Annotated in this window: 15 protein-coding genes; 11 read left to right on the forward strand and 4 right to left on the reverse strand. The window is 73.8% G+C overall.

Annotation, left to right across the window (positions count from 1 at the left end; translation table 11 throughout):
* The first annotated feature begins 37 nt into the window (after positions 1 to 37).
* Entirely contained in the window at positions 38 to 2074 is a 2037-nt protein-coding gene (locus ABD220_RS13725; protein ID WP_344123450.1) for an oxidoreductase, read from the forward strand.
* Between the two features lie 164 nt (positions 2075 to 2238).
* On the forward strand, positions 2239 to 3867 hold the full coding sequence (locus tag ABD220_RS13730) for an amidohydrolase (RefSeq protein WP_344123452.1): 1629 nt from the start codon (positions 2239 to 2241) through the stop codon (positions 3865 to 3867).
* Positions 3868 to 3972: 105 nt separating this feature from the next.
* On the opposite strand, the gene rraA is transcribed toward ABD220_RS13730, so the two are convergent.
* From rraA to ABD220_RS13745, 3 genes are read right to left on the reverse strand one after another with little or no spacing between them, the layout of a single operon-like run.
* On the reverse strand, positions 3973 to 4452 hold the full coding sequence (gene rraA / locus ABD220_RS13735) for a ribonuclease E activity regulator RraA (RefSeq protein ID WP_344123454.1): 480 nt from the start codon (positions 4450 to 4452) through the stop codon (positions 3973 to 3975).
* Positions 4453 to 4493: 41 nt separating this feature from the next.
* Entirely contained in the window at positions 4494 to 6056 is a 1563-nt protein-coding gene (locus ABD220_RS13740; RefSeq protein WP_344123455.1) for an MDR family MFS transporter, read from the reverse strand.
* 4 nt (positions 6057 to 6060) lie between these two features.
* On the reverse strand, positions 6061 to 6762 hold the full coding sequence (locus tag ABD220_RS13745; RefSeq protein ID WP_344123457.1) for a PepSY domain-containing protein: 702 nt from the start codon (positions 6760 to 6762) through the stop codon (positions 6061 to 6063).
* 159 nt (positions 6763 to 6921) lie between these two features.
* Between ABD220_RS13745 and ABD220_RS13750 the strand changes: the two genes are divergently transcribed.
* Genes ABD220_RS13750 through pknB form a run of 7 tightly spaced genes read left to right on the forward strand, consistent with a single transcriptional unit; the run spans position 6922 to position 16695 of the window.
* Positions 6922 to 7692, forward strand: coding sequence for an FHA domain-containing protein (locus tag ABD220_RS13750; protein WP_344123459.1), 771 nt, complete (start codon positions 6922 to 6924; stop codon positions 7690 to 7692).
* Entirely contained in the window at positions 7693 to 8190 is a 498-nt protein-coding gene (locus ABD220_RS13755; RefSeq protein ID WP_344123461.1) for an FHA domain-containing protein FhaB/FipA, read from the forward strand.
* Positions 8191 to 8193: 3 nt separating this feature from the next.
* Positions 8194 to 9672, forward strand: a complete 1479-nt coding sequence (locus tag ABD220_RS13760) for a PP2C family protein-serine/threonine phosphatase (protein ID WP_344123463.1) — start codon at positions 8194 to 8196, stop codon at positions 9670 to 9672.
* On the forward strand, positions 9669 to 11444 hold the full coding sequence (locus ABD220_RS13765; protein ID WP_344123464.1) for an FtsW/RodA/SpoVE family cell cycle protein: 1776 nt from the start codon (positions 9669 to 9671) through the stop codon (positions 11442 to 11444). The genes ABD220_RS13760 and ABD220_RS13765 overlap by 4 nt, the downstream gene beginning before the upstream one ends.
* Positions 11441 to 12886, forward strand: a complete 1446-nt coding sequence (locus ABD220_RS13770; RefSeq protein WP_344123466.1) for a peptidoglycan D,D-transpeptidase FtsI family protein — start codon at positions 11441 to 11443, stop codon at positions 12884 to 12886. The genes ABD220_RS13765 and ABD220_RS13770 overlap by 4 nt, the downstream gene beginning before the upstream one ends.
* Positions 12883 to 14631 (forward strand): protein kinase domain-containing protein, encoded by a 1749-nt coding sequence (locus ABD220_RS13775; RefSeq protein WP_344123467.1) that lies wholly within the window; start codon positions 12883 to 12885, stop codon positions 14629 to 14631. The genes ABD220_RS13770 and ABD220_RS13775 overlap by 4 nt, the downstream gene beginning before the upstream one ends.
* 3 nt (positions 14632 to 14634) lie before the next feature.
* Positions 14635 to 16695, forward strand: coding sequence for a Stk1 family PASTA domain-containing Ser/Thr kinase (gene pknB, locus ABD220_RS13780; RefSeq protein WP_344123469.1), 2061 nt, complete (start codon positions 14635 to 14637; stop codon positions 16693 to 16695).
* A 7-nt stretch (positions 16696 to 16702) separates the two neighbouring features.
* Here the strand turns inward: pknB and ABD220_RS13785 are convergent, their stop codons facing one another.
* Complete coding sequence (locus ABD220_RS13785; protein WP_344123471.1) at positions 16703 to 17341, reverse strand: anthranilate synthase component II; 639 nt, start codon at positions 17339 to 17341, stop codon at positions 16703 to 16705.
* 142 nt (positions 17342 to 17483) lie between these two features.
* Between ABD220_RS13785 and ABD220_RS13790 the strand changes: the two genes are divergently transcribed.
* Together ABD220_RS13790 and ABD220_RS13795 are read left to right on the forward strand one after the other, a co-directional pair.
* Positions 17484 to 17885: a cell division protein CrgA gene (locus tag ABD220_RS13790; protein WP_344123473.1), complete on the forward strand. Its 402-nt coding sequence runs from the start codon at positions 17484 to 17486 to the stop codon at positions 17883 to 17885.
* Positions 17882 to 18088 (forward strand): hypothetical protein, encoded by a 207-nt coding sequence (locus ABD220_RS13795; RefSeq protein ID WP_344123474.1) that lies wholly within the window; start codon positions 17882 to 17884, stop codon positions 18086 to 18088. Before ABD220_RS13790 ends, ABD220_RS13795 begins: the two co-directional genes overlap by 4 nt.
* Positions 18089 to 18119 lie beyond the last annotated feature (31 nt).

Raw genomic sequence — 18119 nt, forward strand, 5'->3', positions numbered from 1 at the left:
CTACGGTGACCCAAGTACCTGAGACGAGGAGTATCACATGACCGTGCCCTATCCGCGCCTGCTCGCGCCCCTGGACCTGGGCTTCACCACCCTGCCCAACCGGGTGCTCATGGGGTCGATGCACACCGGTCTCGAGGAGCTGCCCGGAGGGTTCGAGCGGCTGGCGGCGTTCTACGCGGAGCGGGTGCGAGGCGGGGTGGGACTCATCGTCACGGGCGGCACCGGGCCGAGCCCCGAGGGCGCCACGCACGTCGGCGGCGCCGTGCTCCGCACCCCGGAGGAGGTGGCCCGGCACCGGACGGTCACGGAGGCCGTGCACGCCGAGGGCGGCCGGATCGCCCTGCAGATCCTGCACGCCGGCCGCTACGCCAGGACGGCCGACGCCGTGGCCCCGAGCCCGCTGCGCGCCCCGATCAGCCCGGTGGTGCCGCACGAGCTCACGGCGGAGGAGGTCGAGCGGACCATCGAGGACTTCGCCCGCACCGCGGCGCTCGCCCGGGAGGCCGGCTACGACGGCGTGGAGATCATGGGCTCCGAGGGCTACCTCATCAACGAGTTCGTCGCCGAGGAGACCAACCACCGCACCGACCGGTGGGGCGGGGCCTACGACAACCGGATGCGCCTGCCCGTGGAGATCGTCCGCCGCGTCCGCGAGCGCACCGGGCCGGACTTCGTCCTGATCTACCGGCTCTCCGTGCTGGACCTGGTCCCGGGCGGCTCCACGCTCGAGGAGGTCGTGGCGCTGGCCCGGGCGGTCGAGGCCGCCGGCGCCACCCTGCTCAACACCGGCATCGGCTGGCACGAGGCGCGCATCCCCACGATCGCCACGGTCGTCCCCCGCGGCGGCTTCTCGTGGGTGACGCGCCGGCTCAAGGGCGAGGTCGGGATCCCGCTGATCGCCGTCAACCGGATCAGCACCCCGGAGACCGCGGAGCGGATCCTGGCGGACGGGGACGCCGACATGGTGTCCCTGGCCCGGCCCCTGCTCGCGGACCCGGACTTCGTGGCCAAGGCCGCGCGCGGCCGGGCGGACACCATCAACACGTGCATTGCGTGCAACCAGGCGTGCCTGGACCACACCTTCGCCGGCCGGACCGCGTCCTGCCTGGTCAATCCGCGGGCCGGGCACGAGACGCTGCTGCGGCTGGGCCCCACCCGCCGGGCCGAGCGGATCGGCGTGGTGGGCGCGGGCCCCGCCGGGCTGGCCTTCGCCGTCAACGCCGCGGAGGCCGGCCACGCCGTCACCCTCTTCGAGGCGGAGGACCGGATCGGCGGGCAGTTCCTGATGGCGCTGCGCATCCCCGGCAAGGAGGAGTACGCCGAGACGCTGCGCTACTACGGCGTGCGGCTCGCCGAGCTGGGCGTGGACGTGCGGCTCGGGACGGCGGCCGGGCCCGAGCACCTGTGCGGCTTCGACCGGCTCGTGCTCGCCACGGGCGTGGAACCGCGCGTGCCCGCGATCGAGGGCGTGGAGCACCCGTCGGTGGTGGGCTACCGGGACGTCCTGCAGCACGGGGCGCCCGTGGGCCGCCGGGTCGCGGTCCTCGGCGCCGGGGGCATCGGCTTCGACGTCGCCGAGTTCCTCCTGCACTCCTCGGGCACGGACTTCTACCGGGCGTGGGGCGTGGACACGACCCTGTCCACCCGGGGCGGGTTGGCCGTGCCCCGGCCCGAGCGCCCGGCACGGGAGGTGTGGCTGCTGCAGCGCTCCCCCGGCAAGCCGGGAGCCGGTCTGGGCCGCACCACCGGCTGGATCCACCGGGCCTCGCTCCGGGCCGGTGGCGTCCGCGCGCTGAGCGGGGTGACGTACCGGCGGATCGACGACGACGGACTGCACCTCACCGCGCCGGGACCCGACGGCGCGGAGCCGGTCGAGCAGGTGCTGCCGGTCGACACCGTGGTGCTGTGCACGGGCCAGGAGCCGCTGCGGAGGCTGCACGACGAGCTGCTGGGGAACGGGCACGACACCGGCGCCGTGCCGGTGCACCTCATCGGCGGGGCCGACGTGGCGGCCGAGCTGGACGCCAAGCGGGCGATCCGGCAGGCCACGGAGCTCGTCGCCGCCCTGGGCTGAGCCGCCCCGCCCCGGCGCCCCCTCCGGCCGCGCACCCACCGGTTCCGTCCGGGGACCTGCGCACCTCTCCCGGCGGCTCGGTCGGAACGGGTGAGTTCGGCACCGGGCCGTGCGGGCCCGGGCGCCGGGTGCCACGATGGGGGCACGCCGCGGAAAGGATCCCCATGCAGCTCGATCTCCTGCTCGTCAACGCCACGGTCCTGACCATGGAGCCGGGCCGCCCGGCGGCGACGAGCCTGGGCGTGCACGGCGGGCGGATCGTGGTCCTCGACGACCCGGACGTGCCGGCGGCCGAGACCGTGGACCTGGGCGGGGCCACCGTGCTGCCCGGGTTCGTGGACGCGCACTGCCACACCGCGTGGTTCGGGCTGGGGCTGGCGGAGGTGGACCTCTCCGGCTGCACGTCCCTGGACGAGCTCTACGCGGCGCTGGAGCGCGGGATGGCCGCGAAGCCGCGGGACGAGGAGTGGCTCATGGCCACGGGGTTCCTCCCGGCCACCGTGGGCGGATCGCTGCCCGACATCGACGTCCTAGACCGCATCACCGGCCGCACGCCGCTGTTCGTCCGGCACACGTCCGGCCACGCGGCGGTGGTGAACTCCGAGGCGCTGCGCCGGGCGGAGATCCTCACCCCGGGGACCCCGGACCCGGTGGGCGGACGCGTCGTGCGCGACGACACCGGCCGCGCCACGGGCCTGGTCGAGGAGACCGCCCAGGCCGTGGTGCAGGAGCTGTTCCGCCCCTACCCGGTGGACCGGCTCGTGGCGGCGCTCGACCGCGCCACCGCCCGCTACGCCGCCGAGGGCATCACCACGTTCGCCGAGGCCGGGGTGGGCGCCGGCTGGATCGGGCACAACCCCTCCGAGCTGCTGGCCTACCAGCAGGCCAGGGACGCCGGCGCCCTGCACGCCCGGGCCCAGGTGATGCCGGTGCTGGACGTCCTGCACAGGATCGACGGGCTCGGGGACGGCACCGTGCGCGGTCTCGACCTCGGGCTGCGCACCGGCTTCGGCGACGACGAGCTGAGCCTCGGACCGGTCAAGGTGTTCGTGGACGGCTCGCTGCTCGGCGAGACCGCCGCGGTGACCGAGGCCTTCTGCGGCGGCCACTCCACGGGCTACTTCCAGGAGAACCCCGGGCAGATGGCCGAGGCGATCCACGCGGCCTACCGGGCGGGCTGGTCGGTGGCCGCCCACGCGATCGGGGATCGGGCGATCGACTTCGCGATCGACGTGATCACCCGGTGCCAGGACGAGCACGGCCGCCACCGGGTGCCCAACCGGATCGAGCACGCGAGCATCACCCGCCCGGACCAGCTGCCGCGGCTCGCGGCCGCGGGGATCGTCGTGACCCCGCAGATCGGCTTCCTGCGCCCCATGGCCGTCCAGTTCCGCCGGCTCCTGGGGCCCGAGCGCACGGACTGGACCTACCGGGGCCGCAGCTTCCTGGAGGCCGGGGTGCGGATCGCGGGCAGCTCCGACCGCCCGGTCGCCGACGGCGACGTGCTGCGCTCGGTCCAGGCCTGGACCGACCGTCTCGACGGGGACGGACGGCGGTTCGGTCCCGCCGGGGAGCGGCTTGACGTGCTGGAGGCCCTGGCCGCCTACACGTCCGAGGCCGCGAAGGCGCTGGGGATGTTCGACCGGATCGGCTCGCTCGCCCCCGGCAAGCTCGCGGACCTGGTGGTGCTGGAGGAGAACCCCCTGGAGGTGCACCGGCGGGGCGGGTCGGTGGAGCACATCGGCGTCCGCGCGACCTACCGCGGCGGCCGGCTCACCCATCGCACCGGCTGAGCGGGCAGCCGGCTGCCCCGGAACCGACGCCGCGGCCGTCACCTCGCGCGCCCCGGGCGCCGTTCCACCGGCCGGGCCGCACGTGCCGATGCACCGACAGGCCGTTCAGCCCTCGACCAGGATCCCGTCCTCGTCGGCCCACACCGTCCGCCCCGGGCGGAAGGTCACGCCCTCGATGACCACCGGCACGTCCTGGTCACCGACACCGTCCTTGGCGGACTTGCGCGGGTTGGAGCCCAGGGCCTTCACCCCGAGGGGCAGCCCGGCCAGGGCGACCCGGTCCCGCACGGGGCCGTTGACGATGACCCCGGCCCACCCGTTGCGCACCGCGGACTCCGCGATCATGTCCCCCAGGAGCGCGGTGCCCATCGAGCCGTGGCCGTCCACCACGAGGACGGCGCCCTCCCCCGGGGAGCCGAGCACGGCCTTGACCAGGCCGTTGTCCTGGAAGCAGCGGACCGTGCGCACCGGCCCGGTGAACGCGGCCGCCCCGCCCAGGTCGAGGAACTGGCGCGGGCAGGACATCAGCTGCTCCCCGCGCTCGTCGTAGAGGTCGGCGGTGGTGAACGGGCGCGGATCGGTCATGAGCTGCTCCTGATGCATCCGGTGGCGGTTCCGGCACCAGCCTAGCCACCGGACCCGCCGCGATCGGCCCCGGCGGGCTCCGTGGGCGGCCCCGGCGCCTCCTCGCGCGCGGCGGACACGGTGGTGCCCAGCGGGATCTCGTCGATGAGCAGGGACAGCACCAGGCACCCGGCCGCCACGGGCAGGCCCCACAGGAAGATCGGCGGCAGCGACTGCGCGAAGGCCTGTGCGACGGCCTCCTGGACCGGGGCGGGCAGGCCCGCGAGCACCTGGGGACTCAGGGCGTTGACGTCGAGGGAGGTCACGGCGCGGCCCGCGAGCGCGTCGTCGAGCCGGGCGACGAAGACGGAGCCGAACACGGCGATCCCGAAGGACGCCCCGATCTGGCGGAAGTAGTTCGACGACGACGTCGCGACCCCCACCTCCCCGGGCGGCACCGCGTTCTGCACGATCAGGATGAGATTCTGCATGAGGCAGCCGATGCCGAGACCGGTGACGGCCATTCCCACCGCCGTCAGGACGTACGGGGTGGTCTCGTCGAGCAGCGAGAGCAGCACGAGCCCTGCGGCCATCACGATCGAACCCAGCACGGGCCAGTGCTTGTAGCGTCCCGTCCGCGCGATGCGGCGGCCCGTGCCGATCGTGCCGACGAGCATCCCGACCGTCACGGGGATCATCATCAGCCCCGCCCCGGTGGCCGACGCGCCGTCGACCATCTGCAGGTAGGTGGGCAGGTAGGTGATCGTCGCGAACATGATCACGCCCATCCCGACGGCCGCCGCGGTGGACACCACGAAGTTGCGCACGCGGAACAGGTGCAGCGGGATGATCGGTTCCGGAGCGCGGCGCTCGACCAGCACGAACAGGGCCCCGAGCACCAGGGTCGCCCCGGCGAGGCCGAGGATCCGCGGGCTCGACCACGCGTAGGCCGTGCCCGCCCAGGTGGTGAGGAGCACGAAGGCCACGCTGCCCAGCGCCAGCAGCGCCGCCCCGAGCACGTCGAGCCGCACGCGTGCCCGGGGGACGTGCGGCAGGTGCAGGAAGCGGGGGATGAACAGGAGCGTCACCAGCCCCAGGGGCAGGTTGATGTAGAACACCCACCGCCAGCTCACGAGGTCGGTGAGGAACCCGCCGATCAGCGGCCCGCTCACCGAGGCCAGGCCGAAGGCCGCCCCGATCACCCCCATGTACCGGCCGCGCTCGCGGGCCGGCACGAGGTCCGCGATGATCGCCTGCGCCCCGATCAGGAGCCCGCCGCCGCCCAGTCCCTGCAGGGCGCGCAGGACGATGAGCTGGGTCATGTCCTGGGCTGCGCCCGAGAGCGCGGACCCGAGCAGGAAGACCACGACGGCCACCAGGAAGATCCGCTTGCGCCCGTACAGGTCGCCCAGCTTCCCGTAGACCGGCAGGCCCACGGTGGCGGCGAGCACGTACGCCGTGACCACCCAGGAGATCCGGTCGAGCCCGTCGAGGTCCCCGACGATCGAGGGCAGCGCCGTGGCCACGATCGTCTGGTCCAGGGCGGCCAGCAGGACCGCCATGAGCAGGCCCAGGAACGTCAGCAGGAGCTGGCGGCGCTCCGTGCGGCCGGGGTCCGCCGTCACCGGGTCAGCGGTCGACCTTGACGACGGAGCCGTTGTCCACGTTGACGTACACGTCCACCGACGTGCCCTCGTCGTCATCGATGTCGATCTCCCACACGGTGGTGCCGTCCTCCGTGTCGAGCTGGGCGCCGTCGAGCGTGCCGTCCACCTCGTCCAAGGCCGTCCGGACGGCGTCCTCCACCGGGACCTGGACCTGAGCGATCCGTTCGCGGTCCTCCTGGTCCAGCTGGTCGTCGCCCTCCTGCGGGGTGACCTCGGAGCCGTCCTGGGAGACGTCGACCTCCTTCTCCCGGTCACCGACGGCGAGCTTGACCTCCCAGCCACCGTCGTCGTCCTTGCGGTCGATCTCGAACACCTGACCCCCCGCCACCTCCTCCTCGGCGGCGACGACCGCGCCCGCCACGGCGGCGGCCTCACTCCCCGCGCCCGGCGAGGAGGTCGAGGTGGCGGTGCCCGACGGCGACGCGCTCTCGTCGGGCGTGGCCGTGCCCGAAGGGGTCGCGGAGGCACTCTCGTCGCCGGTCGGCGTGGCCGAGGCGGTCGCGCCGTCGGTGCCGGTGGGCTCGGCGGGGGCGCTCGTCCCGGCTCCGCCCGTGGTCTCGTCGCCGCCCCCACCACCGGCGCCGCCGTCACCGCATCCGGCCAGGAGGAGCGCCGAGAGCGTGAGAGCGGTCAGGGACAGGGTCTTTTGATCAGCGTGCTTCATACCTGAATTCTTCCCCCGGCGCGGCGTCCTGGCAAGGGTCCCCCGCCGCGCCTGCCCCCCGCCCACGCGGCTCTCAGGCGTCGCGTCTACTATCCTGGAGAACGCCTGACCCGGGACCGGGTGCATGCGCACCGTGATCGACGCCTGGAAGGAGGCGGCATGGGATTCCTCGAGAGCCTCGAGAAGAGCATCGAGAAGGCCGTCCGCGCCACCTTCTCCACCGGCTCCCGGAAGCGGGTGGAGGCGGTCGAGATCGCCAGCGCCCTGCGGCGGGAGCTCGACCAGGAGGCGTTCACGATCTCCGCCGGCCGCACCATGGCCCCCAACGTCTTCGTGGTGGAGTTCTCGGACGAGGACTTCCCCCGCGCCCAGGACTGGGGCACGCCGCTGGCGGAGGAGCTGTGCGACGTCGTCATCAAGCACGCCCGCAGCCAGGCCTACACCCTGCAGGGGGCCGTGAAGGTGTCCTTCACCCGCAACCCGGAGGTGGAGGCCGGCGAGTTCCGCGTCCACTCCTCGGCGCAGCGCACCGCGGAGTCGCCCAACACCCCCGCCACGCCGAGCGGACAGCGGATCGCCCGCGGCCACCGCCGGGAGGAGGACGAGCCGACGCGGTCCGTGCCCGCACAGCACTGGATCCCCGTGCTCGACGTCGATGGCGCGCGGTTCTCCATCAACGCGGACTCGATCGTGCTGGGCCGCTCCGCCGAGGCGGACATCACCGTGGAGGACACCGGGGTCTCCCGCAAGCACCTCGAGATCCGGCGGCAGGGCGAGCACTTCGTGGCCGTGGACCTCGGCTCGACCAACGGTTCCTACGTGGACGGGGAGCGGGTGATCGGCCGCACGGAGCTGGTCAACGGTTCCGTGATCACCATGGGTCGGACCAGGATCACGTTCCGCCTCCTGACCCCGAAGGGGAACCGCTGAATGTCCGAACTCACCGTCACGCTGCTCCGGTTCGGCTTCCTCGCCCTGCTCTGGATCTTCATCTTCAGCATCGTCGCCAGCCAGGGCCGTGACCTGGCGGTCGGCGGGAAGCTCCCGGCGGCCCTCACCCGGTCCCGCGCCGAACGCCGGGACGCCGCGGAGGACACGGCGCCTCCCGCTGCGGGTCCCACCACCGGACAGCGCTCCCGTCCCCGGACCCTGGTCGTCCTCGACGGCCCGCTCCGCGGCCGCAGCTACCCCCTCGGTAACGCCCCCGTGCTGCTGGGCCGCTCCCCCGAGGCCACCGTGCCCCTCGGCGACGACTACTCCTCCGGCCGCCACGCCCGGCTGTTCCCGCAGGGCTCGCGCTGGTTCCTCGAGGACCTCGGTTCCACCAACGGCACCTTCGTCGGTCAGCAGCGCCTCTCCCGGGCCGTGCCGCTCGACCCCGGGACCCCGTTCCGGGTGGGCAAGACCGTCCTGGAACTGAGGGCCTGACGCATGCCGATCGCCTTCCGCTACGCCGCGCGGTCCGACGTGGGCCGGGTCCGCTCGAAGAACGACGACTCCGCCTACGCGGGCCGCCACCTCGCCGTGGTCGCCGACGGCATGGGCGGGCACGTGGGCGGGGACGTCGCGTCGGCCTCCGCGGTCATGGACCTCACCGGCCTGGACCGGCCCGACCACCACGGCGACGGCGCCACCGTGCTCGCGGACGAGATCCAGAACGCCAACCAGAACCTCGCCAGGCTGGTCCTGGGCAACCCCCGCCTGGGCGGCATGGGCACCACCGTCACGGCCCTGCTGGCGGACCAGGACGAGCTCGTCGTGGCCCACATCGGGGACTCCCGCGCGTACCGGCTCCGGGACGGCGAGTTCCGCCAGGTCACCAAGGACCACACCTTCGTCCAGCGGCTCATCGACGAGGGCCGGCTGCGCCCGGACGAGGCCGAGTCCCACCCGCACAAGAACGTGCTGATGCGCGTGCTCGGGGACGTCGACGCCTCCCCCGAGATCGACGTGGAGACCCTCCGCCCGGAGCGCGGCGAGCGCTGGCTGCTGTGCTCCGACGGGCTCAACGCCGTGGTCAGCCCGGAGACCATCGAGTCCGTGCTGGGCTCCACCGACGACCTCAACCAGATCGTGGACACGCTCGTGGAACTGACCCTGGACCGCGGGGCCCCCGACAACGTGACCGTGGTGGTCGTCCAGGTCTTCGAGACCGACGACACCGCCCCCGTGCCGCAGGCCGGCGAGGCGCGCGGCGCGGTCCCCGACCCGGAGTTCGCCCGCACCTCGGACGAGATCACCGGGGACGCCGGGACGCAGGGCCCCGCCGAGTCCTCGGCCGCCGCGCTGCGCCGCGACCTCGCCGCGCGCCCCCATCTGCTGGTGGGCGCCGCCGCCAACGCCACCCAGACCGGGCGCATCCCCACCGTGAGCGACAGCGTCCTCGAGCGCCGCGCGACCCTCCTGCAGACCTCCGCCCCCGACACCCTGGCGGATCCGCGGGACGTCGAGTCGGCGCTGCACCGGGCGGACGCCACCGTCCCGTCCTCGCGCCGGCGCCGGCACCGGCGTGCCGTGCTCGTGCTCGCACTGGCGACGGCCGGGCTGCTGCTGGTGGCCGGGGGCTGGCTGACGAGCAACTGGATCAGCTCCCAGTACTACGTCGGCGAGCAGCAGGGCAACGTGGCGATCTACAACGGCGTCTCGCAGTCGCTCGGGCCCGTGAGCCTCAGCGATCTCGAGCGCGCCACGGACCTGCGGGTCGACGACCTCCCGGGCTTCGCCCAGGCACGGGTGCGCAACGCCATCCCCGCGGGCAGCCTCGAGGAGGCGGAGCGGATCGTGCGCGAGCTGCGCGAGTCCGTGGCCGAGGAGACCCCCGGTCCCGCGCCGCGCCCGACCGGCACCGTCCAGCGGGCCACCGCCTCCCCCACCGCTTCGCCCACCGCCTCACCCGGTGGTGCCGGATGACCGCCCCCGCCGGGAGCCTCCCCCAGGAGGAGCAGCTCGAGCCGCGCCAGAAGCCGCGGCGGCTCACCGAGCTGTTCCTGCTCGTCCTCGCCGTGGGCATCGGCGTGGGCGCGAACATCCTCGTGGACCCCGACCAGCTGGGTTCGGGGGACCCGCACATCCTCGTCTCCGGGCTGGTCCTGGGCATCGGCGCGCTGGTCCTGCACGTGGTGCTGCGGCTGCGGGCCAAGTACGCGGACCCCTACGTCCTGCCGATCGTGGTGGCCCTCAACGGCCTGGGCATCGCCATGATCCACCGGATCGACCTCACCACGAATCAGACGGCCGCGGGCTCGCAGGTGGTGTGGACGGCCTTCGCCATGACCGCCGCCGGCCTGGTGCTCTGGTTCCTCAAGGACCACCGGGTGCTGCGGCGGATCACCTACATCTGCCTGGTGCTCAGCGGGCTGCTGCTGCTCCTGCCCCTCCTGCCCGGTCTCGGTCTGGAGCTCAACGGCGCCCGGATCTGGATCTCGGTGGGCGGGCGCACCTTCCAGCCCGGAGAGGTCGCCAAGATCACCCTGGCCGTCTTCTTCGCGGGCTACCTCTCGACCAACCGGGACCTGATCCTGCTGGCCGGCAAGAAGATCGGCCCGGTGCGCCTGCCGCGGTTCCGGGACATGGCGCCGATGTTCGCGGCGTGGATCATCGCGATCGGCGTGCTGGTGTTCCAGCGCGACCTCGGCTCCGCGATCCTGTTCTTCGGCCTGTTCGTGGCCATGATCTACCTCGCCACCAGCCGGCTGAGCTGGATCGTCATCGGGCTGCTGCTCGTGGCCGTCGGCGGGTTCTTCGCGAGCCAGGCCTTCGGCCACGTCGCGGCGCGGCTGGACTCCTGGCTCAACGCGTTCGACCCGGAGGTCTACAACCGGGCCCCGGGCGGCTCGGGGCAGATCGTCCAGGGCCTGTTCGGGCTCTCCTCGGGCGGGCTCTTCGGGCAGGGGCTCGGGCAGGGCAGGCCGGACCTCGTCTCCTACGCCAACTCGGACATGATCATGACCGCGTTCGGCGAGGAACTGGGGCTGATCGGCCTGAGTGCCGTGCTCGTGCTGTTCTTCCTGTTCGTCACCCGCGGCTTCCGCGCCGCGCTGGGCACCCGTGACTCCTTCGGCAAGCTGCTGGCGGCAGGGCTGTCCGCGGTCATCGTCCTGCAGCTGTTCGTGGTGGTGGGCGGGGTCACCCGCCTCATCCCTCTGACCGGGCTGACCACCCCGTTCATGTCCGCCGGCGGCTCCTCGCTGCTGTCCAACTGGATCATCGCGGCGATCGTCCTGGCGATCTCCCACACGGCCCGCAGGCCCGTGGTCACCGGTCCGGCCACCGAGGCGGATCTCGCCGAGGTCGCCGCCTACGAGGCCACGCTGCGGGAGGCGGCGCGGCGCGACGCGCAGGAGCGCGCCGAGCGCCTGGAGCGCCGCCGGGACCGCGGCCCCCGGAACGAGCCGGACGCGCACGAGCCGGACGGGCACGAGCCGGACGGGGCGCGGTCGGACCGTGAGGACCACGCCGCGGGGCAGCGGGGCGCTCGCCCCGACACCGCCCGCGGTCCCGCGGTGCCCGCCGACACCGCCGCCACCGAGCCGATCGCCGCCACGGGTCCGGGCGGTCACCGGGATGCCGGGGACGCGGACCAGCACGACGGCACCCCCACCGAGGCGATGTCCCGCCTCACCGACAAGGACCGCAGGGGCCCCGGCGGGTCCCGGAGCGCCGAGAACGGAGGAGCACCGTGAACCGGGCGATCCGACACACCTGGGTGGCCGGCGTGGCGATCTTCACCGTGCTGCTCCTCGCGCTGACCTACGTGCAGTTCGTCGCGGCGCGCAGTCTCGAGGCGCACCCGTGGAACAACCGCAGCCTCTACGACCAGTTCGGCGCCGACCGCGGGGCGATCCTCGTGGACGGCGACCCGAAGGCGTCCTCCGTGCCCTCGGAGGACGACTTCGAGTACCAGCGCGTCTACACGGACCCGCTGACGTACGGGCACCTGACGGGCTACTTCTCCCTCGTCTACGGCGCCACCGGACTCGAGGCCGCCCTCGGCGAGGAACTCTCCGGCGGCTCCGACGAACAGTTCTACGACCGCGTGGTCTCGATGTTCTCCGGGAACCAGCCCACGGGCGCGTCGGTCGAGCTCACCATCGACCCGGTGCTCCAGCAGACCGCCGCCGAGCTGCTCGAGGGCCGGAAGGGCTCGATCGTGGCGCTCGACCCGGAGACGGGCGCGATCCTCGCCATGGTCTCGAGCCCCGGCTACGACCCCAACGAGCTGGCCTCGCACGACTCCGGCTCGGTGATCGCCGCCGCGGAACGCCTCAACGCCGACCCCGAGGAGCCCCTCGTCAACCGCGCCGTCGCCGGTGACCTCTACGCCCCCGCCTCGACGTTCAAGATCATCGACACCGTGGCCGCCCTCGAGTCCGGGGAGTACACCACGGAGACCCTGATCCCGAATCCTCAGGAGCTGCCCCTGCCCGCCACCGACGTGACCCTGCCCAACTACGTGGGCGGCGGGTGCACGGCCCGCACGGAGGCGGACCTGGAGTTCGCGCTCGAGCAGTCCTGCAACACGCCGTTCGCCTCGATCGCCCTGGACCTCGGGGCGGACGCGATCCGGGAGACGGCCCGCAACTTCGGCTACGGCGAGCCCCTCTCGGTGCCGCTCAAGGTGACCCCGTCGATCTTTCCCGAGGAGCTCAACGACGCCCAGCTCGCGCTGTCCTCGATCGGCCAGTACGACGTGCGCACCACGCCCCTGCAGGTGGCCATGATGAGCGCCACGATCGCCAACAACGGCGTGCAGATGAAGCCCCAGCTCGTGCGCACCGTGCGCTCCGCCGACCTGTCCGTGATCCGGGAGCTCAATCCGGAGCAGCTGCGCCGCTCCACGAGCGCGGACGTCGCCCGGACCGTCTCGGACCTCATGGTCGAGGTCGTCGAGGACGGCATCGCCCGCGGGGCGGCCGTCCCCGGCGTCGAGGTGGCGGGGAAGACGGGCACCGCCGAGATCGGCTCGGACGAGGGCCTCAACGACGCCTGGTTCACGGGCTTCGCGCCGGCCGACGACCCCCAGGTGGCCCTCGCCGTCGTCTTCGAGGACGTGGACGTGGCGACGGGCGCCTCGCTGACCAGTCCGGGTGCCAAGCGACTCTTCGAGGCGGTGTTGAACAAGTGAGACCATCGTCGAGCACCGTCCTGGGCGGCCGCTACGCACTGACCGATCGGATCGCGATCGGCGGCATGGGAGAGGTGTGGAAGGCCAAGGACCGGGTCCTGGGCCGGATCGTGGCCGTGAAGATCCTCAAGGAGGAGTACAACGGGGACCCGAACTTCCTGCAGCGCTTCCGGGCGGAGGCGCGGCACACCGCGCTGCTGAACCACCCCGGTGTCGCCAACGTCTTCGACTACGGCGAGGAGGAGGGTTCCGCCTTCCTGGTGATGGAGCTGGTCCCGGGCGAGCCGCTGTCCAACATCATCGAGCGGCAGAAGACGCTCGAGCCGGACACCGTGCTCAACTACATCGGGCAGACGGCCCGGGCGCTGGCGGCCGCGCACGCCCAGGGCCTGGTGCACCGCGACGTCAAGCCGGGCAACCTCATCATCACCCCGGACAACCGGGTGAAGGTCACCGACTTCGGGATCGCCCGCCTGGCGGACCAGGTGCCCCTCACGGCCACCGGTCAGGTCATGGGCACCGCCCAGTACCTCGCCCCGGAGCAGGCCACGGGGCAGACCGCCACGGGGTCCTCGGACATCTACTCGCTGGGCATCATCGGCTACGAGTGCCTGGCCGGGCGCCGCCCGTTCACCGGGGAGTCGCAGATCGCGATCGCCCTCGCGCAGGTCAACGATCCGCCGCCCCCGCTGAAGGACAGCGTGCCCGAGACCGTGCGGGCGCTGCTGATGTCGATGCTGGCGAAGGACCCCAAGGACCGCCCGGCCACGGCCGGCGCGCTGGCCACCGCCGTGGACGCGATCCGCCGCGGTGACGAGGACGCGGCGGTCGCGGCCGTGCCCGGGATGCGCCCGTTCCTCGACCTGCCCGACGACGACGCCACCCAGGCGTTCGAACCGGTGCGCGACGAGCCGACGCAGATGCTCGACCGCGGGAGCACGGCCGCCGCCGCGGCCGGGGCCGCCGGGGCGTCGCGGCCCATCACCGCCGAACTGGACGTGGTCGACGGCCCGCAGGGGCCCGGGGACGACGACGCCCCGGAGCCGGGCACCGACCCGGCCCCCCGCCCCGGGGAGCGCCGGGAGCGCCGCTCGGTGTGGTCCTGGCTGCTGCCGGCGCTCCTGGTGCTGCTCCTGCTGGCGGGGCTACTGTGGTACTTCCTCCTGCGCGATCCGGCGCCCGTGAGCCAGGAGCCGTCCCCCACCGGCACCGTCTCCACCTCGGCGGTGCCCGGGACCCCGGCGCCCCCTGCGGTGGAGGCGCCCGGCGCCGCGGACACCGTGGAGGTCCTCGCCGCCCGCTACGAGGGCCGGCCGGTGGACGAGGTGGTGCAGGAGCTCTCCGACCTGGGCTTCCCCGTGGAGCGGGAGGGCCGCACCGCCGACGCGGACGAGAACACGGTCCTGTCCCTGAACCCCGTGGGACAGGTGTCACGGAGCACCACCATCACGGTGGTCTACTCGACGGGCCCCGACACCGTGGAGCTCCCCTCCGGGATGGTCGGCCGGCCCGCGGATCCGCTGATCGACGAGATACGGCTCCTGGGCGTGAACATCATCCGCTACGACGAGACCACAGAGGACGCCGAGCCCGGGACCGTGCTGCGCACCCAGCCCCTGGGCGGGTCCACCGTCCGCCCCGGCGACACCATCGAGATGTGGGTCGCCGCGGCGCCCACCCCCACCCCCACCACCGGATCGCCCGCGCCCACCGCGACACCGACCGGCCCCGGCCAGGAGAGCTGAGCCGTGCCGGGCCGGAACCCCGTCCCCTCCCTGATCAACGACCGCTACGAGGTGGGCGAGACGATCGGCCGCGGCGGGATGGCCACCGTCCACCTGGGGCGGGACCTGCGGCTGGGCCGGCGGGTGGCCATCAAGGTGCTGCGCCCGGAGCTGGCCCGGGACGGCTCCTTCCACGAGCGGTTCAAGCGCGAGGCGCAGTCCGTGGCCGCCCTGAACCACCACTCCATCGTCTCGGTCTACGACACGGGCGAGATCCTCGCGGCGACCGACGAGGGCGTGGACCGGCCGTTCATCGTGATGGAGTACGTGCCCGGCCGGACCCTGCGGCAACTGATCCACGAGAACGCCGTCTCGCCCCAGGAGGCCGTGGACATCACGCTGGGCATCCTCGACGCCCTCGAGTACAGCCACCGGGCGGGCATCGTCCACCGGGACATCAAGCCCGCCAACGTGATCGTGACCCCGGAGCGGCAGGTCAAGGTCATGGACTTCGGCATCGCCCGGGCCGTGGAGGACACCTCGCCGGCGCTGACGCAGGCCCAGGCCGTCCTCGGCACCGCGCAGTACCTGTCCCCGGAGCAGGCCCGGGGCGAGACCGTGGACGCCCGCTCCGACCTCTACTCCGCCGCATGCGTGCTCTTCGAGATGCTCACGGGACGGGCACCGTTCGTGGGCGGGTCCTCGGTGGACATCGCCGCCCAGCACGTCCGGGACCGTCCCCCCGCGCCCTCCGAGCTGGATCCCCGGCTCGGGGGGCGCGTCGATGACTTCCTGGCGAAGGCCCTCGCCAAGGACCCCGCCGCGCGCTTCCAGGACGCCGGGCAGATGCGCCGGGCGCTGCGCGAGCTGCGCCCCGCGGTGCCGGGGGACCTGGACGCCACTCAGCCGCTGCACGCGGTGCGGCGGCGGGACGAGGACACGAAGACCCTCCCGCCCGTCCCCGTGCCCGCCGCGGCGGACCCGCCGACGGCGGCGGGCACGGCGGTCGCCGCCGCGCCGGTGGCCGTGGACACCCCGGAGAGCGGATCGACCCCCGCCCGGCGCCGGCGACGGAGTCCGCTGCGCACGGCGCTGATCGCCCTGCTCGTCCTCGCGGTCCTCGTCGCCCTCGGGGTCCTGGCCCTCCGGTGGGACCAGGACCGGCGCGGCGGGCCCGCGCTCGTCGCCGTCCCCTTCGTGGCGGGGATGGACGCGTCGGTGGCCGAGACGGTGCTGCGCAACGCGGACCTGGTGCCGCAGCGCGAGGAGGTCTTCGACGACGAGGTGCCCGAGGGCGACGTCGTGGGCACCGACCCCGCCGCCGACACGCAGGTCGAGGAGGGCTCCACCGTGGTCCTCGGCGTCTCGAGGGGCCCCGCCGAGCTGGAGGTCCCCGACGACCTCGTGGGCCGGTCCGTGGAGGACGTGCGGGAGGCCCTGGAGTCCGCCGGGCTCGAGCCCGGGGCCACCCGCACGGCGAACAGCTCATGGGTGCCCGAGGGGATGCTGGTCGCCACCGACCCGCCGGGCGGGACCACCGTCCGGAGCGGCTCGGAGGTGCAGCTCGTGCTGTCCACGGGACGGGTGACGGTGCCGCAGCTCGTGGGCCTGGGCCGGCAGGAGGCGGTCGCCGCCCTCGGCGCGGACGCGGTCCGGCTCTCCGCCGAGGTCGTCACCGCGACCCGTGCCGGGGTGCCGGCCGGGCAGGTCCTGGACCAGAGCGTCGACGCCGGCCAGTCCGCCCCGCAGGGCTCGACGATCACGCTCACCGTGGCGGTCGCCCCGGAACCCGAGCCGGCCCCCGAGCCGACCCTCGCGCCCACCCCGTCGCCGTCCCCCGAGGAGCCGGAGGAGACCGAGGAGGACGGCGAGGAGGCAGAGGAGTCGGAGGAGGGCTCCGGGCCGGGCAACGGCGGGGAGGACCGCCCCGAGTCCGAGGAGCGCGCGGACGAGCGCGCCCGTGAGCAGGCCGAGCGCGCCCGCGAGCGGGCCCGCGAGGAGGCGGAGCGGACGGACGAGCGCGCCCGTGAAGAGGCCGAGCGGGCGGCGGACAGGGCCCGCGACGACGAAGGGCCCGGGGCCTGAGCCGCGCTCAGACGGTGATCAGCGGGGACAGCGACGCGGCGGCCCGGGCCGCGCCCTCGAGGCCCACGAGCTCGAGCCAGTTGCCGAGCATGAGGTAGCCGCCCTCGGTGAGGACGGACTCCGGGTGGAACTGCAGGCCGTGCAGCGGGGCGCTCTTGTGCCGCAGCCCCATGATCACCCCGTTCGGGGTGCGCGCGGTGACCTCGAGGACCTCGGGCACGGACTGCTCCACGACGGCGAGCGAGTGGTACCGGGTCGCCGTGAACGGGCTGGGCACCGCCCCGAAGACGCTCGTGCCGTTGTGCTCCACCCGGGAGGTCTTCCCGTGCATGAGCTCCTCGGCGTGGGTGACGATCCCCCCGTACGCCTCCGCGAGGGCCTGGTGGCCGAGGCAGACGCCGAGCAGCGGCTGCTGCCTCTGCTCGGCGTGGCGGATCAGGGCGGTGCACACGCCGGCGTCGGCGGGAGCGCCCGGCCCGGGCGAGAGCAGGACGCCGTGGTGCTGGTCGGCGAGCGCGCACGCGGCGGTCTCGTCAAGGTCGTCGTTGCGGATGACCGTGGTCTCGGCGCCGAGCTGCTCGAGGTAGCCGACGAGGGTGTAGACGAAGCTGTCGTAGTTGTCCACGACGAGGATCTTGACGGTCACAGGTTCTCCTGGGAGTGGGGTGCCTCTCGGCGGGTGCGCCCGTCCAGCTTACGCGCCCGCGGGAACGCCCGCACCGGGCGGCTAGACTGGTGCACCGGACCCCCCGCCGTGCTAACGGCCCGCTTGGTGACCAGGAGGAACAGTGCCCGAGTCCAAGAACCGCCGCAAGAAGCCGGCCCGCCGCCCGGGCGGCTCCGGCCGGCCGGCACCGGCCGCCGCCCAACCCGTCGACGCGGAACTGGCGCGGCTGGCGGCCGAGGGGCTGCCCGGCGGCTCCACCGCCTTCGACCCGGAGGCGACGGCGAACGCGGTGGCGCAGGAGCTCACCGAGCGCTCCCGGCACGGCTCCCCGGAGACCCACGCCCCGACTCCCACCTGGTACAAGGCCATCATGCTGGGCCTGCTGGTGGCCGGGCTGCTGTGGCTCATCGTCTATTACCTCTTCCAGGGCACCTACCCCGTGCCCGGGATCGGCACGTGGAACATCGGGGTCGGCCTGGCCCTGATGATGGCCGGGCTGATCATGACGACGAAGTGGCGGTGACCTCGGTGTCCCACTCCGGCACCGGCCCCGAGGACCCGCACGAGGCCTCCCCCAGGCCCCTCGACGACGAGATCGCCGCGTCCCGGCGCAGGGACGGGCGGCGGCTCAACCCCGCGACGTTCGAGGTGCGGTTGCGCCGGTGGGCGCTGCTGCTGCTGGTCGCCGGACCCGTGATCTGGTTCCTGGTGCAGCAGCTGCGCTAGCGCCGGCCACGGCACCGACGACGGCGGCCCG

This window comes from Kocuria aegyptia, from assembly GCF_039530085.1.
Lineage (GTDB): Bacteria > Actinomycetota > Actinomycetes > Actinomycetales > Micrococcaceae > Kocuria > Kocuria aegyptia.